Origin of the sequence: Saccharopolyspora mangrovi (assembly GCF_035320975.1) — a bacterium.
Classification (GTDB): Bacteria; Actinomycetota; Actinomycetes; order Mycobacteriales; family Pseudonocardiaceae; genus Saccharopolyspora; species Saccharopolyspora mangrovi.
This window is the reverse complement of sequence record NZ_JAWLNX010000001.1, coordinates 392,838-413,501: the sequence shown is the minus strand read 5'-3', so window position 1 is coordinate 413,501 and position 20,664 is coordinate 392,838. Positions and strand designations below refer to the sequence as shown.

Here is a 20,664-nt window from a genome sequence, read left to right as displayed (position 1 = left end):
GGCGCCCGGCCAGGGGGTGGACGTGCTCGCACGACAACGCCAGGAAGTGATCCTCGACGAGGTGCGGCGCACCGGTGCCGTGCAGGTCGGCGACCTGGTCCAACGGCTCGGCGTGTCGGACATGACGATCCGCCGCGACCTCGACGCGCTGGCCCGCCGCGGGCTCGTCGAGAAGGTCTACGGCGGCGCGACCTCCACGATCGGCGCCAGCACCGACGAACCCGGTTTCGAGGCCAAGTCCGTCCGGCAGCTCACCGAGAAGGAAGCCATCGCGAAGCTCGCCGCCGACGAGATCCAGCCCGGCAGCGCGATCGGCCTGTCCGCCGGAACCACGACCTGGACGCTCGCGCGCCAGCTCGACGAGATCCCGGACCTGACCATCGTCACCAACTCGGTCCGCGTCGCCGACGCCCTGCAGCAGCGCGGCCGCGTCGACCGGACCGTGGTGCTCACCGGCGGCGTGCGCACCCCGTCCGACGCGCTCGTCGGGCCCGTCGCCGTGCAGTCGTTGCGCTCGCTGCACCTGGACCTGGTGTTCCTCGGCGTGCACGGGATGGCTCCGCGCGCCGGCTTCACCACGCCGAACCTCAACGAGAGCGAGACCAACCGGGCCTTCGCCGAAGCCGCGGGCCGGTTGGTGGTGGTCGCGGACAGCTCCAAGTGGTCGACCGTCGGGATCTCCACGATCGTCGACTTCGACGAGGTCGACCTGCTGATCAGCGACCAGGGGCTGCCGCCGGACGCGCGCGAGCTGCTGGGCGAGCACGTCGAGCTGCTGCTGGCCGATCAGCAGCCAACGGAGGAGGAAGAGTGAAGCGCACCGCGCGCCGCCTGGCCGATGGCCGGGAGATCATCTACTTCGATGACGAACCGGGCCAGGAGCGCACCGCGGAGGACACCCGCGAGCTGCCGCCCCAGGCCCCGGCGTCGGAGATGCGGCGTGATCCGCTGACCGGTGAGTGGGTGGCCATCGCCGCGCACCGGCAGTCCCGCACCTACAAGCCGCCGGCCGAGATGTGCCCGCTGTGCCCCAGCTCGCCCGGCCGTCCCAGCGAGATCCCCGAAGCCGATTACGACATCGTCGTCTTCGAGAACCAGTTCCCGTCCTTCGCGCAAGGCATTCCGGGCGAGGCGTCCACTGTGGATGGTATGCCGATGGTGCCCGCCGCTCCCGCGCAGGGCCGGTGCGAGGTCGTCTGCTTCACCTCCGACCACAACTCCTCCTTCGGGTCGCTGAGCGCGAAGCGGGTTCGCGGCGTCGTCGACGTCTGGGCCGACCGCACCGCCGCCCTGAGCGAAACCCCCGGTGTCGAGCAGGTCTTCTGCTTCGAGAACCGGGGCGAGGAGATCGGGGTGACGCTGCACCACCCGCACGGGCAGATCTACGGCTACCCGTTCGTCACGCCCAAGACCGCGACCATGCTGCGCGTCGCCGAGCAGTACCGCGCCGAGCACGGCACGCACGTCATGGGCGACGTGCTGGCCGCCGAGCGCGTCAGCGGTGAGCGGGTGCTGGTCGACTCCGAGCACTGGACCGCGTTCGTGCCCGCCGCCGCGCGCTGGCCCGTCGAGGTCCAGATCGTGCCGCACCGCCAGGTTCCCGACATCGCCGCGCTCACCGACGCCGAGCGGGACGACTTCGCGACGACCTACCTGGACGTGCTCGGTCGCCTCGACCGCCTCTACGGCAAGCCGCTGCCCTACATCGCCGCGTGGCACCAGGCGCCGGTCAACTCCGGGCGCGACCTGTCCTGGCTGCACCTGGAGCTGTTCTCGGTGCTGCGCAGCGCGGACAAGCTCAAGTACCTGGCGGGTTCGGAGTCCGGCATGGCGGTCTGGATCAACGACGCCACCCCGGAGCAGATCGCGGCCAAGCTGCGCTGACGGGACTCCCGCTGCCGGGAGCGGCGGCGAGGGGCGGTGCTGGTCGAAACTGCCCGTCGCCAAAGCCGTGCCAGGGAGTCGCGTCCAGGGCTTTTGCCGGATTGGTCGGGGTGGGTGGGAACGATCTTGGGACTTATCATGCGTGCCCACAGTCAGATCTCAGGCACTTCTCAGACGCCCGGAGCACAGTGGGAGCCATGACCGAACACACCCCGGAAGAGCCGAAGCCGAGCGGAGAAGGCCTCGGTGCGGGCGACACCCCTCAATCCGGGGTGCCGTCCCAGCAGCCGAGCGCCCAGCCCGGTCCGTCCAGCCAGCCCACCCAGCCGACCGATCCCGGTGCGCAGGGCGCGTACGCGCAGCAGCCGTACGGGATGTACCAGCAGCCGCAGCAGACCCAGCAGTTCGCGCAGCAGCCCTGGGCCGGGTACCCCTCGGGCCAGGCGCCGCAGCAGAAGAAGACCGGCCGTGGCCTGGCCACCGGTGTGGCCGTGCTCGCGCTGGTGTGTGGCCTGGTCGGAGGCGGTGTCGGCGGTTTCGTCGGGTACCAGCTCGGCGGTGACAGCAGCTCCGGCGTCAGCGCGCTCGACGAGTCCAAGCCCGCCCGCAGCGCCAGCACCGCCCCGCAGGGCTCCGTCCAGCAGGTCGCGCAGAAGGTCCTGCCGAGCGTCGTGCAGATCCAGATCGCCAGCGCGCAGGGATCCGGCGAGGGTTCGGGCATCGTGCTCAGCAGCGACGGCCTGATCCTCACCAACAACCACGTCGCCGAGGGCGGCCAGGCCGGGCGGCTGACCGCGCTGTTCCACGACAACCGCACCGCGCCGCTGCGCGTGGTGGGCACCGATCCCAAGTCCGACCTCGCGGTGGTCAAGGCCGACATCACCGGCCTGACCCCGGCCGAGCTCGGTCGCAGCGACGACCTGGCCGTTGGCTCCCAGGTCGTGGCCATCGGCTCGCCCTTCGGCCTGTCGGGCACGGTGACCAGCGGAATCGTCAGCGCCAAGGACCGCCCGGTGCGCGCCGGCGGCGAGTCGGGCAGCCAGGACACCGTGCTCAACGCGCTGCAGACCGACGCCGCGATCAACCCCGGCAACTCCGGTGGACCGCTGGTGGACATGGACGGCCGTGTGGTCGGCATCAACTCCGCGATCTACAGCCCCGGCTCCGGTCAGGAGCAGGCCGGTTCGGTCGGGCTGGGCTTCGCGATCCCGATCGACCAGGCCCGCCGCATCGCCACCGAGCTCAAGGAATCCGGCTCGGCCACCCAGACCACGCTCGGCGTGATGATCACCAACGCCGGTCAGCCCGGCGCGATGGTCCGCGAGGTCACGCCGAACGGTCCGGCCCAGCAGGGCGGGCTCAAGCCCGGCGATGTGATCACCAAGATGGACGACCGGGCCATCCTCGACCCGGACGCCCTGGTCGCGGCGGTTCGCTCGCACAACCCCGGTGATCGGGTCAAGATCACCATCGGTGGCCCCGGCGGCGAGCGCACGGTCGACGTGACGCTCACCGGCCAGAAGGGCTGACCCCTCTGATCGCGTCGGCCGGGAGTTCCCGCGGCCATGCCCCCTTCCTGCGTCGCGGGAACCCGGCCGACGTGTCCACTCCCAAGTCGGGCTCATTCGAAAGCTGGGGAGGACCATGTCCGACAAGACGCGCACCTTGACCGGCATCACGCCGAATTTGGTGGAGCTCACCGACTCGTATGAACTGACCGAACCCGGCCTTGGCACTACGGTTACCGGCATGGAACGCAGCGCGCAGCGGTTGGGGCGGGCTCTGGTTGTCGTGGTGGACGACCGGGTCGCTCAGGGCGAGCAGGAAGACAACATCGGTCCGCTGGTGACCGAGTTGCTGGAAGAGGCCGGATTCATCGTCGACGGAACCGTCGCGGTGGCCGGTGAAACGGTGGACATCCGCAACGCGCTGAACACCGCGGTGATCGGCGGCGTCGACGTGGTGATCACGGTCGGCGGCACCGGCGTGTCGCCGAGGGACGTCACCCCGGACGCCACCGCAGGCGTCCTGGATCGGCCGATCCCGGGCATCGCGGAGGCGCTCCGGGCCTCCGGGCTGGCCGCGGGCGCGGTCGACGCCGGGGTCTCGCGCGGTCTCGTCGGGGTCTCCGGCAGCACGCTGGTGGTGAACCTGTCCGGTTCGCGGGCTTCGGTCCGCGACGGCATGGCGACCCTGACGCCGCTCGTGGCCCACGTGATCGAGCAGCTCTCGGGACTCGAGACGCCCTGAGCCGGAGACGAGAAGAGCGGTGGCGGCCCCGAGTTGGAGCCGCCACCGCTCGTTTTCGCTGATCAGCTGGGCTTCGAACCGCCCGTGGTGTCGTCCGGTCCCTTGTCCGGCGAACCTCCGGTGCCGGGGTCGTCCTTGGCGGGGCCCCCGTCCCCGGAGTCCCGCTTGAGCACGCCCTCGACCTTGCCGCTCACCGACTCGATCTTGTCGTGGTACTTGCCGCCGGTGGCCTTGTCCAAGCTCGACTTGGCGGCGTCGAGTCCTTTGGCCGCGCTCGGGCCCGCCTTCTCGGCCAGCTCCTCGGCCTTGCCCTTGGCCTGGCCGGCCAGTTCTTTGGCCTTGTCCAGGAAACTCATCGCAGCCTCCCTGCCTCGCTTCCTCCCGCGACGGCGAGATACGCACTCACTGTAACTGATTTCACACTCGGTGAGGCCGGTCGGTGCGAGAACCGCTGCGATCGAGGCAGGATGGACAGGTGACCAGCGAATCCCCTGAGAAGAAGGCCGAGCGCGACAAGCGCCGCAGGCTCGCCGAGATCTTCGGTGACGTGCTGCCGGAGACGACCTCCGACGACCGCCCCGAGCGGTCAACGGTCAGCACGCGCGAGAGCTGGTACCGCGAGAACCGCCCACCGCACCACGACGCCCGCTAGCGTCAGTTCCGCGAGGCCGACCCGTTGCCGTTGCCCGCGGTGGCCTTCTTCTCGTCGGCGGTGGCAAGCCCGTCGATGTGCGGCAGGCCCTGCTCGGCGCGCAGCAGGTCGCGGATCTCCACCAGCAGCTCCACGTCCGTGGGCTCCGACTGGCCCTCTTCCTTGCCCTTCTTGCGGCGCTCGGAAATCTTCTTCATCGGGACGACGAACAGGAAGTAAACGACAGCGGCCGTGATCAAGAATGTGATGACGGCATTGATCACCGCGGCGAAATCGATGGTCGAAGCCACGTTGCCGGGCACGACCTGAATGCTCAGGCCGGAGACGTTGCCGCCGCCGGTGGCGGCGATCAGCGGCTTGATGATGTTGGTGGTGAACGCCGTGACCAGGGCGGTGAAGGCGCTACCGACGACAACCGCGACCGCGAGGTCGATGATGTTGCCGCGCATCAGGAAGTCCTTGAATCCCTTGAGCACGCTGGAACTCCTCTCGAAGGCTATGTGACTCCGGAATCTCCCGGATCGGTGATCGCGCCGTGTTTCGCCGCGAATCGGCGCGGGTTCAGGCACGGGGGGCAGCGTAGCGGGTGGTCATTCCGGGAAAGTCATTGCCGATGCTCATTAGTCACCCGTTCGGGTGATCCCTGTGGCGATGTCCACAGGGGAGTGGTGCGCCGAGATGGCGAGCGCGAGGGCCAGCAGCAGGAGAAGTGCGGCCGCCAGGCGGCGCAGCCAGAGCGCGCCTGACCTGCTTGGCAGCAGTGCGCGTAGCCGGTCGAGCGGTGTGGGATCGAGCCCGGAGTTCGCGGGCATGGCGCCCCCTCGTGCGTTCGGCGTTCGGACGAGTCCGAAGTTAGGGACGCGCCGGAGGCCGGGAAAGGGGAGAGCGGTGATCTGTGGATGAATTCGGTGGTTGTGGACAACGTCGATCATCCTGCCGGATTAGTCCGCGCCCTTGTCGATCACGCAACGTCGACGGAAGTCCGGACTTCTCGGGCGCGCGACGAAGCCGCCGACCACCTTCGGGTGGCCGGCGGCTGGAAGTGCTGGATCAGGAGGCCGCGGCGGTGGTGCTGCTCGACGACGAACCCGAGGACGAGCTCGACGAGGACGAGCTCGTCGCGGCCGAACTCGACGACGAACCCGAGTCCGAGGAGGAGCTCGACGACGAACCGGTCGTGCTCGACGAGGAGGAGGCCCGGTTGTCGGTCCGGTAGAAGCCGCTGCCCTTGAACACGATGCCGACGGCGTTGAACAGCTTGCGGAGTCGGCCGTTGCACTGCGGGCACTCGGTGAGGGAGTCCTCGCTGAACGACTGCACCTGCTCGAATCGATGGTCACATTCGGTGCAGGCGTACTGATATGTGGGCACGGCCGCGAACCTCCGAAATCTGGGCTTGGCACTCAAACTACGGGAGTGCTAACCCGATAATGCTAGATGACGAGTGTCCAGTGCAAACGGCTCTACGTCACACCGGCAGCCGCACGACCCCGCGCGCGGGCGTGATCACGCTGGTCATCCGCACGTCGTGGTCCTCGCCGGGCAGCGATGCGACGAACTCGCCATCGCGCACGATGCCCAGCAGCTCCGCGGCCGGGTCCCGCAACGGCAGCGACCGGTCGTAGTGCCCGGCACCGCGCCCCAACCGGACGCCCTGGTGATCGATGCCCAGCGCCGGGACCAAGATCACGTCCGCTCGGCCGATCGCCTCCGCGCCCAGCCGCTCGCCCGAGGGCTCCAGCAAGCCGAACGTCGCCGGTTCCAGCGAGTCCGGGCCGGTGTACTCGGCCCACTCGAGCGGGCGCTTCCCCGCGACGATCGGCAGCAGCACGCGCAGGCCCGCCTCCCGCAGCACCGAGGGGAGATCGGCGCCCGGCTCCGGGCCGACCGGCACGTAAGCCGCCACCACGCTCAGCTGCCGCTGCGCCAACCAGCCCAGCAGGCTCGACAGAAGTGCCTGGTCGTCGGCCTGGCGGGTCGGTTCGTCCAGCTCGTCGCGCTGGCGCAGCAGTCGGCTCCGCCACTCCGCTTTCGACGTACAGAATTCATCCAGTGAGCTCACGGGTTCACTGTAGGTTTGACCGATAAGCTGCGGCGTCATGAGCAGCCCGACGAGCACGCCGACCGCGTTCCGGACCGCCATCGTGCCGGCAGCAGGACTGGGAACCAGGTTCCTGCCCACCACGAAAGCGGTGCCCAAGGAGTTGCTCCCGGTCGTGGACACCCCCGGGATCGAGCTGGTGGCGGCCGAGGCGGCCGAGGCCGGAGCGCAGCGCCTGATCATCGTCACCTCGCCGGACAAGGGCGCGGTCGCCGACTACTTCCAGCCGAGCCCGGAGCTGGAGCAAACCCTCAAGGCCCGCGGCAAGGACGACCTGCTGGCCAAGGTGCACCGGGCGCCCGAGCTGATCGAGGCCGAGACCGCGCTGCAGGAGAAGGCCCTCGGCCTCGGGCACGCGGTGGGCTGCGCCGAAGGCAGCCTCCGCGACGACGATGAGGCCGTCGCCGTCCTGCTCCCCGACGACCTGGTGCTGCCGACCGGCGTGCTGAAGCGGATGGCCGAGGTCCGCGCCCGCTACGGCGGCAGCGTGCTGTGCGCCTTCGACGTCTCCCGCGAGCACATCTCCTCCTACGGCGTCTTCGACGTCGCCGACACCGACGCCGACGACGTCAAGATCGTCAAGGGCATGGTCGAAAAGCCCGCTCCGGCCGACGCGCCGTCGACCCTGGCCGCCGCAGGCCGATACCTGCTGGACCGGGTCATCTTCGACGCGCTGCGCCGCATCGAGCCCGGCGCCGGTGGCGAACTTCAGCTGACCGATGCCGTAGCGTTGCTGATCTCCGAGGGACACCCGGTTCACGTCGTGGTCCACCACGGTGGGCGACACGACTTGGGAAATCCTGGCGGTTTCCTGAAAGCTGCGGTGGACTTCGCGCTAGCGGATCCCGAGTACGGGCCGGACCTGCGGGACTGGCTCGCCGAGCGGATCGACAGAAGCTGATGCCGAACGCCGGGTAGGCCCACCCCGGCGCCGGTGAGGAGCGGGGAAGAGGCGACAGCCATGAGGTCAGTGGACGAGCAGCTGGCGCGCGTGCTCACGGCCGCCGTCCGGCCCGCCCCTGTTCGGGTGGCGATCTCCGAGGCGCAGGGACTGCTGTGCGCCGAGGAGGTCGTGGCCGAACGGGCGCTGCCCGGATTCGACCAGGCCGCGGTCGACGGCTACGCGGTGCGCAGCGTCGACGTGCAGTCGGCAGCCGAGGAGTCCATCGTGCTGCCGGTGGTCGGCGAGATCCCGGCCGGTTCGCGGCAGCCGCGCAGGCTGCAACCCGGACAAGCGGTGCGCGTCGCCACGGGCGCTCCGCTGCCGACCCTGGCCGACGCCGTCGTGCCGCTGGGCTACACCGACGAGCACCCGGCCAAGATCACCGTGCAGCAGCCGGTCCCGTCAGCCGCGTTCGTCCGCCGCACCGGCGAGGACGTGCAGACCGGCGACGTCGCGGTCCGCCGCGGCGCGCCCATCGGCTCCGCGCAGGTCGGGCTGCTGGCCGCGGTCGGCCGCGACAAGGTGCTGGTGCACCCGCGCCCCCGCGTCTCGATCATCTCCCTGGGCGACGAGCTCGTCGACGTCGACCGCACCCCCGGTCAGGGCCAGGTCTACGACGTCAACTCCTACGCGCTGTCGGCCGCTGCCCGCGACGCCGGAGCCGAGGTCACCCGCGTCGGCATCGCCAGCAACGACCCGCGCAGGCTGCGCGAGGTCGTCGAGGGGCGCCTGCTGCTGTCGGAGATCGTGGTGATCGCCGGCGGCGTCGGCGGAACCGCCGGTGGCGACGTGCGCTCGGCGCTGGCCGACCTCGGTTCGCTCGACGACGACCGGGTCGCGATGCAGCCCGGCTCGGTGCAGAGCTTCGGGCGGCTCGGCCCGGACGAGATCCCGACGTTCGTGCTGCCCGGCAACCCGGTCAGCGCGCTGGTGGTCTTCGAGGTGCTGGTCCGGCCGCTGATCCGCTCGGCGCTGGGCAAGGAGAACCCGCACCGCCGGACCGTTTCCGCCGAACTGCTCTCGCCGATCACCGCCACCAAGAGCCGCCGCGGATTCCTGCGCGGCCAGCTGCTGCGCGACCCCAAGAACGGCTCCTACCTGGTGCAGCCGCTGGGCACCTCCGGTTCGCACCTGCTGGCGTCGCTGGCCGAGGCGAACTGCCTGATCGTCGTGGAAGAGGACGTCACGGAGGTCGCGGCGGGCGAGGACGTGCAGGTGCGGTTCCTCTCGCAGCGTTCGTGAGCGCGGATGCAGCCCACCGACGCTGATGGGTTCCCGATCGGACGCCACCCGGGCTGGCCGGCGAGGCTGGGCCCGCTGACGACCGCGCGCGGCGCGGTCGCGCTGCGCCCACCCCGGTTGCGCGACGCCGGGCTCTGGAGCCGGACCCGCTTGCAGGACCGCGACTACCTGCAGAAGTGGGAGCCGACCGCGCTCGGCGGTTGGCGGGAGCGCAACGCCCCCGCAGCGTGGCCCGCGCAGTGGGCCACCCTGCGCGGCATGGCCCGCCGGGGGCAGGCGCTGCCGTTCGCGATCGTCGTCGGCGGCGAGTTCGTCGGGCAGCTGACCATCGGCAACGTCGTGCGCGGGGCGCTGCGCTCGGCCTGGGTCGGCTACTGGGTGGCCAGCAGGCTCGCCGGAGGGGGCGTGGCCCCGGCCGCGGTCGCGCTGGCCGTCGACCACTGCTTCGGCCCGGTCGGGCTGCACCGGCTGGAGGCCACGGTCCGCCCGGAGAACGAGCGCAGCATCCGCGTGCTGGAGAAGTCGGGCTTCCGCCGCGAAGGGCTCTTCCAGCGCTACCTCGACGTCGCGGGTGCGTGGCGGGACCACTACGTCTACGCGCTGACCACCGAGGAGGTCCCCGACGGCGCGGTCACCCGCCTCATCCGCTCCGGTGGCGCCAGCCGGGGCTGAACCTGAGAGCGATCGCACACCGTGAGCGCTGAGCTGCAGCTCGGCAGCGGAAGTTGGGCCGTTCGGTCGCCCGAATGAGGGCATTCGGCGGCGCAGAAGCCGACACGCCGGTGACGATGTTGCTCGCGACTGCTCTGTACGTGCGGTTCTGTAGTCGGAGGCACAACTGTTGCGCGGCGTGGCTGCGAGACACGAGTGACTGATGTGACTAGCGTGGCGATCGCAGATTTGTGCACTGCCGGTGGCCAGGGGGAGGTGGCGAGGAATGCCGAGCTCATTGATCTTCGCTGCACTGGCGGCGGCCTGGTTGGTCGTCCTGGTGCCCATGTTCGCCCGCCGCCGGCAAGAAGTGTCCAAGACCACCGATTCCGCGCTCGCCGCCCGAGTCGTGCGACGCGGCAGTGATCGGCGACCGGCGAGATCGGGAGCCGCGACAACCGACAGGGTGGAGGTCGGGATGCCTGAACCCGGGCTGGACGTGGACGAGCAGGACGTGGACGAGACCGTCGAGGAGCACGACGAGGACTGGCGCCCCGTCAACAGCGAGGACGTCCGGGCCGGGCGCCGCTACCGGCCGGGCCGGGGAGGCTACGACCCCGAGGCCGCGGCGCTGGTCGCCCGGGCCAAGTACGCGCGCAGGCAGCGCGTCGTCCTCACGATGCTGCTGCTCGCGGTGACCACCGGGATCCTGGCCGGCGTGGCGTGGCCGGTCCTGTGGTGGGGGCACGCGCTCGTCGACCTCTCACTGGTGGGTTACCTCACCTACCTGCGCCGCCAGGTCCGCATCGAGGAGGACATCCGCGCCCGCCGCCTCGCCCGCATCAACGGCGAGCGCGACCTCGACGAGGCCGACGAGGACGAGGCCGACTACGACGAGCACGACGACTACCGCGACGAGCTCGAAGACGACTACGACTACGTCGGCGACCCGGAGTTCGACGAGCTCGGCGAGTTCGTCGAGGACTATGAGGAGGAGGTCGAGGCCGATCGCCGGCCCGAACCGGTCTCCGCCCAGGACCGCGCCGCCGACATCCGCCCTGCCGTCCCCGGCGTCCGAGTCGAGATCGACGACGAGGACCCGGTCTTCGACGAGCTCGACGAGCGCACGTGGGAGCCCTACCGCAGGGCAGCGGGGGAGTAGATCTCCGAACGAGGGGGGTGCCGCGAGACCCCGCAGCGGGGCTTGCTAAGCTCTCCTCACAACAAAGCCGGAGGGCTTGGTTCTCCGGCGAGGGGCTGTAGCGCAGTTGGTAGCGCGTCTCGTTCGCATCGAGAAGGTCAGGGGTTCGATTCCCCTCAGCTCCACTTCGCGATTCACGCCCCCTGCTCAACGCTGGGGGCGTTTTCGCTTTATCGCTTCGTCATGATGTTGGGGGAGCGACTCCCCCAAACCCCCTACGGTGCGGTGGTCGCTCGGGGAGTGCTCCTCGCGTTGCGGGTCGTTCCCGCCTGCTCACTGACCCGCGCTTCGTGCTCGTTCTTCTTCAGCGTTCTTCGGTTTTCGCGGGTTTTCCTCCCTCACGTGTTGCGGAGGGTGTGGGAGGGGGTGACCCCGTAGTGCTTCTTGTACGTTGCTGCGAATCTCCCCAGGTGGGTGAAGCCCCAGCGGTAGGCGGCTTCGGCGACTGAGTCCGCGTGACCTCCGAGCAGGTCCGCGTGAACTCGGCGCAGCCTGATCGCGGTCAGTTCCTGCGTGGGCGTGGTGCCCAGGTAGCAGCGGAAGCCCTGCTGCAGGCGGCGGATTCCGACACCCGCGGTGCGCGCGAGGTCCGAAGCGGTCCAGTCGCGGGCCGGATCTTCCTCCATCGCCGCGACCACTCTGGACACGATCCGCGGACGGATCTCGCCCTGCGTCGGCTCTTCCGGGAAGCACGCCGTCACGAACGCCGCCGACAGGGTCCCCGCCAGTCGGCGGCTCACCCGCGGATCGCGCGCGAGCTCCGGATCGGCGAGCGCCTCCGCGCCGATCGAGGTCAGCAGCGCCATCCAAGCCCGGCCGCCCCCGCTGCGCAGGTCCAGCTGCGCCGGCAGGCGATCGACGTGCAGGCCGACGAGCGCGGTCACCTCGTCGGCGAGGTAGTCGCGATCCACGCGCATGCCGACGATCGAGCAATCCGCCGACCAGCGCGTCATCCGCGTCGGCTGGTCCGGCGGGCACACCGTCGCCTGCCCGTCGAGCGACAGCACGTGCCGACCGCCGACCCGGGCTTCGAGGACTCCGCTGCGCGGCACGTTCACCGCCCACGCCCCGGGGTGATCCGATTGGACCGCCACCTCCGAACCCCAGCCGATGCGGGCCAGCCGGATCGGGCCGAGGTCGACGGCCCGCAGCTCGGCCGGGCCCGCCGCCTGCGCTTTGACCGCCAGGTCGTGGGGGAAGTAGGCGCGCGCGACCGAGGCCGAGAAGCCGTCCAGCTCCTCGGACGAGGCCGTCAGCGTGCCGGTCGTGCTCATACCACTCCTTCGTGACGAGCCAGATCGTACGTGGTCGGGAGTGGCGCGCGTAACAACGCGAAGCGGTCCGATGCGCAATCCGGCTGGTCCCTTCGCCGAGCGGATCGCCGGGAGCACCGGCCGAACCTAGCGTCACCGGGTAGTTCCGGACCGCGCATTTCCGCAGGTCTTGCCACTGCGAAGGAGCAGCACATGGATCCGCGCACCTTGCGATCGACCTTCGGCCGCTTCGCGACCGGGGTCACCGTCATCACCTGCCGGACCCGGGACGGGCGTCACCACGGCGCCACGGTCACGGCCTTCACCCCGATCTCGCTCGAGCCGCCGCTCGTGCAGGTGGCGCTGACGCGCACGGCGAAGGCCGCCGGGCACCTCGAGGGCGCGCCGTTCGCGGTCAACGTGCTGGCCGCCGACCAGGTCGACGTGGCCATGCACTTCGCGGGACGTCCGGGCACCGATCCGCTCCCGTGGCTGGACGGCACGAGCGCACCCACCCTCGCGGGCACCGCCGCGACGATCGTCTGCGACCCGTGGCGCGCTGACGACGGGGGAGATCACGTGCTGTTCCTGGGCGAGTGCGTCGAAGTCCGCGCCACCGACAAAGCGCCGCTGCTGTTCCACGACAGCGCCTTCCACCACCTCGGTCGGCGCACCTCCGAAACCGTCTGGCTCGGTTGCCAGGACGACCCGCACGCCGGCTGGTTCGACGGGACGGCGCAGTTCCAGCCCGCATCCGCGCAGTTCAGCTGAGGCCCCTCGAGATCGAAGGAGAAGCAGATGACCGACACCCTCACGTCCGAGTCGGAGTTCGCGACGAGCGCCCCCGAGGTCAACCCCGCGCAGGACGCTCCGGCCAACCGGCGGAAGAACTTCGCCTCGCGGCCGATGACCGGCGACGAGTACATCGAGAGCCTCCGCGACGGCCGGGAGATCTACCTGCACGGCGAACGGGTCGAGGACGTCACCGCGCACCCCGCCTTCCGCAACCCCGTCCGCATGACCGCGCGCCTGTACGACTCGCTGCACACCGGGCCGCACGTCGACGCGCTCACGGTGCCGACCGACACCGGCAACGGCGGCGTGACGATGCCCTTCTTCAAGACCCCGACCTCCTCGGCCGACCTGATCAAGGAACGCGATGCGATCGCGCAGTGGGCGCGCCTGACCTGGGGCTGGATGGGTCGCAGCCCGGACTACAAGGCGAGCTTCCTCGGCACCTTGCACGCCAACAAGGAGCTGTACGCGCCGTTCCAGGACAACGCCGAGCGGTGGTACCGGGAATCGCAGGAGAAGGTCCTCTACTGGAACCACGCGATCATCAACCCGCCCGTGGACCGGCAACTGCCACCCGACGAGGTGGGCGACGTCTACATGAAGGTGGAGAAGGAAACCGACGCCGGCCTGGTGGTTTCCGGAGCCAAGGTGGTCGCCACCGGTTCGGCGATCACCAACTACAACTTCATCGCGCACTACGGGCTGCCGATCCGCAAGAAGCAGTTCGCGCTGATCTGCACGGTCCCGATGGACGCTCCGGGCATCAAGCTGATCTGCCGGCCCTCCTACACGGAGCAGGCCGCGCGCAACGGCACGCCGTTCGACTACCCGCTGTCGAGCAGGATGGACGAGAACGACACCATCTTCGTCTTCGACAACGTGCTCGTGCCCTGGGAGAACGTGTTCATGTACGGGGACGTCGACCGCGTCAACGCGTTCTTCCCGCAGTCCGGGTTCCTGCCGCGGTTCACGTTCCAGGGCTGCACCCGGCTGGCGGTCAAGCTCGACTTCATCGCCGGTCTGCTGATGAAGGCGCTCGACGCGACCGGTTCCGGGGGGTTCCGCGGTGTGCAGACGCGCGTCGGTGAGGTCATCGGCTGGCGCAACCTGTTCTGGTCGCTGACCGAGTCGATGGCGCGCGATCCCGAACCCTGGGTCGGCGACGCCGTCATCCCGAAGCTCGAGTACGGGTTGACCTACCGGATGTTCATGATCCACGGCTATCCGCGGGTCAAGGAGATCATCGAGCAGGACGTGGCGTCCGGGCTCATCTACCTGCCGTCCGGTGCGGCCGACTTCCAGAGCCCCGAGGTCAGGCCGTACCTCGACAAGTACGTGCGCGGTTCCAACGGGGTCACCGCCGTTGACCGGGTCAAGGTGATGAAGGCGCTGTGGGACGCCATCGGGTCCGAGTTCGGCGGCAGGCACGAGCTCTACGAGCGCAACTACTCGGGCAACCACGAGAACGTGAAGGCCGAGCTCCTGTTCGCCGCGCAGAACCGCGGGGGGGTCGACCAGATGAAGGGCTTCGCGGAGAGCTTCCTCGACGAGTACGACCTCGACGGGTGGAAGGTCCCGGACCTGTTCTGATCGCGGCGCGGTCCGGTGCGGGTGTCGAGCCATCAGCTCGGCCCCGCACCGCTCCCTTTTCGGACCGACCCTTTTCGCAGCGCACGTAAATCGGTAGAGTTCAGTTCACTCGCGAAAATCACGGATTTCATCCGGCCAATTCCGGCTCGTTCACATTTTTCTGTCGATTTGTGGCCCGGGCATTGCGCGAGAAACTGTGAATGTGCGGTTGCTTTGAATAGTGTTCAGATGTGATTACTTCGCTCCTTTTGGGGGTATGGGGGAAGTGGTTTGGACCGGCAGACTTCGGGATCGATCACGAGAGAGGATCGGCTGCCCAACGTGGTGGTCCCGTTGTCTCTGGAGGTATCCACATGGTTTCTCGTCGGCGGTTTCTCGGCTATTCCGCTGCGGCCCTGACGGCGCCGTTCTGGGCTCAGGCGATCAGCGCTCCATTCGCTTCTGCCGCGCCGGAAAGCATGAAGTTCGTGCTGCAGAACAACTCCGGTGGCCCGGCCAACGCCTACATCGCCGGTTTCTCGGACGCCGAGAAGAAGGCCGTGTTCATCAAGAAGGACGGGACGCCGTACTTCCCCGAGGCGGGCGGTCCCGAGCCGGCGCCGATCGGTGACGACGTGGCGATCCCGGTCGACGGCACCGTCGAGGTCACCGTGCCGCGCATGTACGGCGCGCGCGTCTACTACTCGCTCAACGACACCCTGGAGTTCCAGGTCGTCAAGGGCGCCGACGGCACCACCTCGGTCGTGCACCCGAACTTCGTGTCCAGCGAAGACCCGAACTTCGGCAAGGACTGGACGTTCGCGGAGTTCACCCTCAACGCCGAGCAGCTCTACGCCAACATCAGCTACGTCGACTTCGTCGCCGCGCCGATCGGGCTGCACCTGACCACCACCGGAAGCGGTGAGCAGAGCGTTCCCGGCATGCCCACCGGCGGCATGGACAAGGTCGCCGAGAGCCTCAAGGGCATGGGCGGCAACTGGGGCGGCCTGGTGCAGGAGGCCAACGGCAAGGTCGTGCGGGTGCTCAACCCGAACCACCGCGCCGCCGACTTCGAGGGCTACATGGAGCCCTACGTCGACGAGGTCTACACCAAGTACGCCGGCGAGTCGCTGTTCATCGACACCCAGCGCTCCGACCTCGGCATCATCGAGGGCAAGGTCGAGGGCGAGGAGCTGGTGTTCGGCGCGGAGCGCTTCGCCAAGCCGTCCTCGGTGGACATCTGGGGCTGCAACAGCGGTCCGTTCGCCAACAACCCGGAGAGCGACTCGCAGGAGCGCCTGGCGATCGTGCCGCGGCTGGCGGCGGCGTTCAACCGCACCACGCTGCTGATCAACCCCAACCAGCCGCACGAGGAAGACCCGGCGACGTTCTACAAGAACGACATCACCAACCACTACGCGCGGGTCGTGCACGAGAACCTGCCCGACGGCAAGGGCTACGCCTTCGCCTACGACGACGTGAGCTCCAACGCGGGCGAAGACCACAGCGGCAAGGTCAACGCGGGTGACCCCGAGGTGTTCACCCTGACCCTCAACGCCCTCCGCTGAGGTTCGCGCGTCCGGCGGCCGGTCCACGCCGTGGGCCGGCCGCCGCTTCGTCGGCTCGGCTGAGAGCGCCGACGGTGTTTGCGCAAGAATGACCGGCGTGGACGGTTCTGTGATCGGCGATGACGCGGCGCGCAAGCGGGGTCGCAAGCAGCAGCGCCCGGACCCGCAGGAGAGCCCGGTGGCGGAGTTCGCCTGGCGGCTGTGCGAGCTCAAGGCCGCTGCGGGCGACCCGTCCTACGACCGGATGCGCGGCGAGTTCGGCGCGGTGGCGTCGAAGTCGGCGTTGTCGGCGGCGGCGCGCGGCAAGGACCTGCCCTCGTGGGAGACGGCGTGGGAGTTCGTGCGCTGCCTCGCTGTCGGCGTGCTCGGTCAGGACGAGGAAGCCGTGCGTCGCGAGTGGCTGCTGCACTGGGAGTCCGCGCGCACCGCGAAGCAGCCCGAACCGCCGGAGCAGGTCGAGCCCGAATCGGTCGAGCCCGACCCGGTCGAGCCGGTGCGGCGGCGGTGGCTGAAGTGGCTGGTCGCGGGTGCCGCAGCGGTCGCAGTCGTGGCGGGCGCGGTGTGGTTCTGGTGGCCGGAGGCGCGCCCGATCCCGGGTGACGCGTCGCTGATGCTCAGCGAAACCGTTCCCGACGGCACCGAGTTCCCGGTGCGGGAGACGTTCGTCAAGACCTGGGAGGTCCGCAACGTCGGCCGGGAACCGTGGGACGGCCGGTACCTGGCCCAGGTCTTCCGCGAGGGCGATGCGGCGTGCACCGCTCCGCAGCGGGTCTCGGTCGGGGCGGTACCGCCCGGCGAGACCGCCGCGCTCGCCGTGCCGGTGTTCACCGGTGATCGACCGGGCCGTTGCAAGATCGCGTGGAAGATGGTCGACGAGGACGGTCGGCAGTACTTCCCGGAAGACCTCCGTCCCGTCTTCTTCGACATCCAGATCGGGTCCTGACCCCGCGGGACTCCCCGGCACCCCCGGTTGGCCGAGGAGTCCCGCCCGAGTCGACACCCACGTTATTCACTCAAACGAGTGAAGGTTCACCGATCAATGGACGGACCTCGACGGCGAGTCATTGGCCGATGTTTTCCCAGCTCAGAGATTTGGCCAAGCCCGTCTCCCGGTCAAAACCGGGCTGAATCGGCGTCCGGGGCGAGGGCTTGGGTGCCCACCACGCCGAGGAGGTCGAGCTTGTCGGCCGAGTCGGTGCCGACGGCGGGGGTGAACCAGAGGAGGCGCTGGCGGCAGTCCTCGCTGACGAGGTTCAGGCAGTTGACCTCGATGGTGCCCAGCTCCGGGTGCACCAGGCGCTTGCGCTCCTCGCGGCGGATGGCGATGTCGTGGCGGGACCAGAGGGCGGCGAACTCGGGGCTGCGCTGCTGGAGGTCCTCGACGAGCTCGCGGGCCTCCGGATCGTCCGGGCTGCGGCGGGCCACGGCGGCGCGCAGGTCCGCGACGAACGTCCAGGCGTGGTGGGCGTGGTCCTCCTCCGGGTACAGCGCGCGGGAGCTCGGGTCGGTGAACCAGCGGTGGACGAAGCTCGCGCGCATCCCGGTCTCGGGCACCTTCGGCCCCAGCAGCGCTACGGCGAGGTCGTTCTGCACCAGCGTCACGTGCAGATCGGTGATGACCTGAGCGGGCGTGCCGGACAACCGGTCCAGCAGGTCGAGCATCCCCGGGTGCACGTGCGCGGCCGAACCTCCCCGCAGCGGCAGCGGTCGTCCGGCCAGCGCGTAGAGGTGGTCGCGCTCGTCCCGGGTGAGCCGCAGCGCGCGGGACAGCGCGGCCAGCATCTGCTCCGACGGCTGCGCGCCACCGCCCCGCTCCAGCTCGATGTAGTAGTCCACCGAGGCCCCGGTGAGCTGCGCGACCTCCTCGCGGCGCAGCCCGGGGACCCGGCGTCGCGGCCCGGTGGGCAGGCCGACCTCGGAGGGCCGGATGCGGTCGCGCCGCTTCTTGAGGAAATCGCCGAGCTCAGCCAGGTTCACGCCGCCCAGTCTCCGCCCGCTGCGAGCTCCCGAGCCAGGGGATGACATCCCCCGGGTCAGCGGCAACTGGTTGTCCTCGGCACCCGGCCGCAGGCTGGTGCTCGTCACCGAGGAGAGGAACACCCATGACACGCACAGCCATCGTCACCGGCGGTTCGCGCGGCATCGGACGCGACGTCGTCGTCCGGCTCGCCACCGACGGATTCGCGGTCGTCGCGGGGTACGCGGGCAACGAGCAGCTCGCCGAGGACACCGTCCGGGAGGTCGAGGCTGCGGGCGGGCGCGCGATCGCGGTGCAGGCCGACGTCGACGACGAGCTCGCCGTGGCCGCGATGTTCGACGTCGCCGAGTCCGAGTTCGGCGGGGTCGACGTGGTCGCGCACGCGGCCGGGAAGATGGCGTTGTCCACGGTCGCCGACCTCGACCTGGCCGACCTCGACGAGGTGTACCGCACCAACGTCCGGGGCACCTTCGCCGTGGCGCAGCAGGCGGCGCGCCGGCTCCGCGACGGCGGAGCGCTGATCACCTTCTCCAGCTCGGTCGTCGGCCTGGCGTTCCCGACCTACAGCCCCTACACGGCGACGAAGGGGGCCGTGGAGGCGATGACGATGGTGCTGGCCCGCGAGCTGCGCGGCCGGAACATCACCGTCAACACCGTCGCCCCCGGCCCGACGGCCACCGACCTGTTCTTCGAGGGCAAGGACCAGGAGACGATCGACCGCCTCGCCGCCCAGCCCCCGCTGGAACGCCTCGGCACACCCGCCGACATCGCCGCCGTCACGGCCTTCCTCGCAGGCCCCGACGGTCGCTGGGTCAACGGCCAGATCGTCCGCACCAACGGCGGCATCAACTGACACCCCTGAGCGGTGGCGGCCGTTCGCACCCCACCGATTACCGCAGTTTTCGGGTGCCTGATTACGCCGGTATTCGGGGACCTGATTACGGCGGTATTCCGTCCGGGGCAGGTGGGAGCGGGTGACGGGTAGGGTTAAGTCAACAGTGTTGACTTGAGCTCTGGAGGTTCGCGGTGGGTGAGGTGCTGACGGGGAAAAGCACGATCGGGAAGTGGTTGGGGCACCCCGAGGGCGGGCCGCTGATCGAGGAGATGCTGGCGGCGGCGGGGCACGATCCTGGCGCGTTGGCGCCGGTGAGCGGGCTTCCGCTGGAGCAGTTGGTCGAGCTCAGCCAGGGCGCGATGACCCAGGAGGCCGTCGACGACCTGGTGCTGCGGGCCAACGGCGGGGTCATGCCCGAGGTCGACGCCGTCGCCTCCGGCTGGCAGGAGCGGGTCGTGCCCGGCCGGTTCGAGGGCAAGACCGTCATCGTCACCGGTGCCGCTTCCGGCATCGGGCGCGCCACCGCTTCGCGGATCGCGCGGGAGGGCGGCCGGGTCGTGGCCGCCGACGTCAACGCCGGCCCGCTCGGCGAGCTCGAGGCCGAGCTGCCCTGGGTGGTCACCGTCGCCGGGGACATCTCGCGGACCGCCGACGTCGAGCGGATCATCGCCGCCGCCGGGCAGCGCATCGACGGGCTCGCCAACGTCGCCGGGGTGATGGACGACTTCAGCCCGCTGCACGAACTCGACGACGCCACCTGGGAACGCGCCTTCCGGGTCAACGTCGACGGGCTGATGCGGCTGACCCGCGCCGCGCTGCCGTCGATGCTGGCGGTCGGCAGCGGGTCGATCGTCAACGTCGCCTCCGAGGCCTCGCTGCGCGGCAACGCCGCGGGTGTCGCCTACACCGCCTCCAAGCACGCGGTCGTCGGCATCACCCGCAACGCGGCCTTCATGTACGGACCGTCGGGGATCCGGGTCAACGCGGTCGCGCCGGGAGGGGTGGCCACCGGCATCAGCTCGTCGATCGACTCGATGTCGGAGTTCGGCCGGGAGCGCACCGGCGGGTTCCTCGGGCTGATGCCGCCGGTGGCGACGGCGCCGCAGCTCGCCGCCTCGATCACCTTCCTGCTCAGCGACGACGGCGTGAACCTCAACGGCGCGATCCTGCCCTCCGACGGCGGCTGGTCGGTGCAGTGATCACGGCGTGAGCAGCCGCTGCAGCAGCGCCCCGTAGCGTTCGACGAGGTCCGCCCGGTCGGCGGCCAGCCGCTGGTCGCCGACCACCCACAGCGAGTAGAGCAGGCCTCCGACCAGCGCGGCGGCCGAGCGGGCGCGGACCTCGGCGTCGGCGCCGCTCATCCGCACCCGCAGCGGTTGCACGAACGAGGTCTCGTGGGTCTCGCGCAGCCGCGCGGCGATCTGCGGGTTGCCGCTGCCCTGCACCATCGCCAGGTAGATCGCGCGGCTGCGGGTGTCGGAGTCGAGCAGCACCTCGACGAACCGCGTGCCGAGCCGTTCCAGCGGCACGTTCAGCAGCGGTTCGTCGTCGATGCTCAGGTGCATGGTGTCCAGGAACAGCAGTTCCTTGCTGCCGAAGTGCCTGATCACCAGCGCCGGGTCGGTCTCGGCCAGCGCGGCGATGTCGCGGACCGAGGTGTCGACGTAGCCGTGCTCGGTGAACAGCCGGGTCGCGGCGCCGCGGATCGCCTCGCGCGTCTGGGAACCGGACCTCCTGGCCAT

General features: G+C 69.9%; 23 protein-coding genes and 1 tRNA gene. 16 read left to right on the top strand and 8 right to left on the bottom strand.

Going from position 1 to position 20,664, the window contains the following annotated elements; genetic code table 11:
- Positions 1-22: 22 nt before the first annotated feature.
- The 4 genes from R4I43_RS02055 (at position 23) to R4I43_RS02040 (ending at position 4,134) form a co-directional block, all read left to right on the top strand.
- Positions 23-814: a DeoR/GlpR family DNA-binding transcription regulator gene (locus tag R4I43_RS02055; RefSeq protein WP_324263740.1), complete on the top strand. Its 792-nt coding sequence runs from the start codon at positions 23-25 to the stop codon at positions 812-814.
- Positions 811-1,884: a galactose-1-phosphate uridylyltransferase gene (gene galT / locus R4I43_RS02050; RefSeq protein ID WP_324263739.1), complete on the top strand. Its 1,074-nt coding sequence runs from the start codon at positions 811-813 to the stop codon at positions 1,882-1,884. Before R4I43_RS02055 ends, galT begins: the two co-directional genes overlap by 4 nt.
- A 197-nt stretch (positions 1,885-2,081) precedes the next feature.
- Positions 2,082-3,413, top strand: a complete 1,332-nt coding sequence (locus R4I43_RS02045) for a S1C family serine protease (RefSeq protein WP_324263738.1) — start codon at positions 2,082-2,084, stop codon at positions 3,411-3,413.
- A gap of 220 nt (positions 3,414-3,633) precedes the next feature.
- Entirely contained in the window at positions 3,634-4,134 is a 501-nt protein-coding gene (locus R4I43_RS02040; protein ID WP_324263865.1) for a MogA/MoaB family molybdenum cofactor biosynthesis protein, read from the top strand.
- A 62-nt stretch (positions 4,135-4,196) separates the two neighbouring features.
- On the opposite strand, the gene R4I43_RS02035 is transcribed toward R4I43_RS02040, so the two are convergent.
- On the bottom strand, positions 4,197-4,490 hold the full coding sequence (locus R4I43_RS02035; protein ID WP_324263737.1) for an antitoxin: 294 nt from the start codon (positions 4,488-4,490) through the stop codon (positions 4,197-4,199).
- Positions 4,491-4,609: 119 nt separating this feature from the next.
- Here R4I43_RS02035 and R4I43_RS02030 point away from each other — a divergent pair, with 119 nt between their 5' ends.
- On the top strand, positions 4,610-4,786 hold the full coding sequence (locus R4I43_RS02030) for a hypothetical protein (RefSeq protein ID WP_324263736.1): 177 nt from the start codon (positions 4,610-4,612) through the stop codon (positions 4,784-4,786).
- 2 nt (positions 4,787-4,788) lie between these two features.
- On the opposite strand, the gene mscL is transcribed toward R4I43_RS02030, so the two are convergent.
- From mscL to R4I43_RS02010, 4 genes are all read right to left on the bottom strand, one after another.
- Positions 4,789-5,262 carry a large-conductance mechanosensitive channel protein MscL gene (mscL, locus tag R4I43_RS02025; protein ID WP_324263735.1) on the bottom strand — a complete coding sequence of 158 codons (474 nt, stop codon included), beginning with the start codon at positions 5,260-5,262 and terminating at the stop codon, positions 4,789-4,791.
- A gap of 144 nt (positions 5,263-5,406) precedes the next feature.
- Positions 5,407-5,598 carry a hypothetical protein gene (locus tag R4I43_RS02020; protein ID WP_324263734.1) on the bottom strand — a complete coding sequence of 64 codons (192 nt, stop codon included), beginning with the start codon at positions 5,596-5,598 and terminating at the stop codon, positions 5,407-5,409.
- Positions 5,599-5,836: 238 nt separating this feature from the next.
- Positions 5,837-6,157 (bottom strand): FmdB family zinc ribbon protein, encoded by a 321-nt coding sequence (locus R4I43_RS02015; RefSeq protein ID WP_324263733.1) that lies wholly within the window; start codon positions 6,155-6,157, stop codon positions 5,837-5,839.
- A gap of 97 nt (positions 6,158-6,254) precedes the next feature.
- On the bottom strand, positions 6,255-6,848 hold the full coding sequence (locus R4I43_RS02010) for a 5-formyltetrahydrofolate cyclo-ligase (protein WP_324263732.1): 594 nt from the start codon (positions 6,846-6,848) through the stop codon (positions 6,255-6,257).
- Positions 6,849-6,885: 37 nt separating this feature from the next.
- On the opposite strand from R4I43_RS02010, the gene R4I43_RS02005 reads away from it, so the two are divergent.
- The 5 genes from R4I43_RS02005 to R4I43_RS01985 all read left to right on the top strand — a co-directional run bounded on the left by R4I43_RS02005 (position 6,886) and on the right by R4I43_RS01985 (position 11,049).
- Positions 6,886-7,788 (top strand): UTP--glucose-1-phosphate uridylyltransferase, encoded by a 903-nt coding sequence (locus tag R4I43_RS02005; protein ID WP_324263731.1) that lies wholly within the window; start codon positions 6,886-6,888, stop codon positions 7,786-7,788.
- A gap of 60 nt (positions 7,789-7,848) precedes the next feature.
- On the top strand, positions 7,849-9,072 hold the full coding sequence (gene glp, locus R4I43_RS02000; RefSeq protein ID WP_324263730.1) for a molybdotransferase-like divisome protein Glp: 1,224 nt from the start codon (positions 7,849-7,851) through the stop codon (positions 9,070-9,072).
- Between the two features lie 6 nt (positions 9,073-9,078).
- Positions 9,079-9,744 carry a GNAT family N-acetyltransferase gene (locus R4I43_RS01995; RefSeq protein WP_324263729.1) on the top strand — a complete coding sequence of 222 codons (666 nt, stop codon included), beginning with the start codon at positions 9,079-9,081 and terminating at the stop codon, positions 9,742-9,744.
- Positions 9,745-10,009: 265 nt separating this feature from the next.
- Complete coding sequence (sepX, locus tag R4I43_RS01990) at positions 10,010-10,885, top strand: divisome protein SepX/GlpR (RefSeq protein WP_324263728.1); 876 nt, start codon at positions 10,010-10,012, stop codon at positions 10,883-10,885.
- 91 nt (positions 10,886-10,976) lie between these two features.
- A tRNA-Ala gene (locus R4I43_RS01985) sits at positions 10,977-11,049 on the top strand.
- Positions 11,050-11,262: 213 nt separating this feature from the next.
- On the opposite strand, the gene R4I43_RS01980 is transcribed toward R4I43_RS01985, so the two are convergent.
- Positions 11,263-12,198 (bottom strand): AraC family transcriptional regulator, encoded by a 936-nt coding sequence (locus R4I43_RS01980; protein WP_324263727.1) that lies wholly within the window; start codon positions 12,196-12,198, stop codon positions 11,263-11,265.
- A gap of 192 nt (positions 12,199-12,390) precedes the next feature.
- Here R4I43_RS01980 and R4I43_RS01975 point away from each other — a divergent pair, with 192 nt between their 5' ends.
- The 4 genes from R4I43_RS01975 to R4I43_RS01960 all read left to right on the top strand — a co-directional run bounded on the left by R4I43_RS01975 (position 12,391) and on the right by R4I43_RS01960 (position 17,052).
- Positions 12,391-12,948 carry a flavin reductase family protein gene (locus R4I43_RS01975; RefSeq protein WP_324263726.1) on the top strand — a complete coding sequence of 186 codons (558 nt, stop codon included), beginning with the start codon at positions 12,391-12,393 and terminating at the stop codon, positions 12,946-12,948.
- A gap of 135 nt (positions 12,949-13,083) precedes the next feature.
- Positions 13,084-14,562, top strand: a complete 1,479-nt coding sequence (locus R4I43_RS01970; RefSeq protein ID WP_324263864.1) for a 4-hydroxyphenylacetate 3-hydroxylase family protein — start codon at positions 13,084-13,086, stop codon at positions 14,560-14,562.
- Positions 14,563-14,915: 353 nt separating this feature from the next.
- Positions 14,916-16,109 carry a glycoside hydrolase family 64 protein gene (locus R4I43_RS01965; RefSeq protein WP_324263725.1) on the top strand — a complete coding sequence of 398 codons (1,194 nt, stop codon included), beginning with the start codon at positions 14,916-14,918 and terminating at the stop codon, positions 16,107-16,109.
- Positions 16,110-16,206: 97 nt separating this feature from the next.
- A complete protein-coding gene (locus R4I43_RS01960; protein WP_324263724.1) occupies positions 16,207-17,052 on the top strand; it encodes an NBR1-Ig-like domain-containing protein in 846 nt (281 codons plus the stop codon).
- Between the two features lie 170 nt (positions 17,053-17,222).
- On the opposite strand, the gene R4I43_RS01955 is transcribed toward R4I43_RS01960, so the two are convergent.
- Complete coding sequence (locus R4I43_RS01955) at positions 17,223-18,218, bottom strand: helix-turn-helix transcriptional regulator (RefSeq protein ID WP_324263723.1); 996 nt, start codon at positions 18,216-18,218, stop codon at positions 17,223-17,225.
- On the opposite strand from R4I43_RS01955, the gene R4I43_RS01950 reads away from it, so the two are divergent.
- Together R4I43_RS01950 and R4I43_RS01945 are read left to right on the top strand one after the other, a co-directional pair.
- Positions 18,212-18,940: an SDR family oxidoreductase gene (locus R4I43_RS01950; protein WP_324263722.1), complete on the top strand. Its 729-nt coding sequence runs from the start codon at positions 18,212-18,214 to the stop codon at positions 18,938-18,940. The two genes, R4I43_RS01955 and R4I43_RS01950, sit on opposite strands and share 7 nt — an antisense overlap.
- Before the next feature lie 173 nt (positions 18,941-19,113).
- Entirely contained in the window at positions 19,114-20,121 is a 1,008-nt protein-coding gene (locus R4I43_RS01945; RefSeq protein ID WP_324263721.1) for an SDR family NAD(P)-dependent oxidoreductase, read from the top strand.
- Here R4I43_RS01945 and R4I43_RS01940 read toward each other — a convergent pair whose 3' ends face one another.
- A complete protein-coding gene (locus R4I43_RS01940; RefSeq protein WP_324263720.1) occupies positions 20,122-20,664 on the bottom strand; it encodes a TetR/AcrR family transcriptional regulator in 543 nt (180 codons plus the stop codon).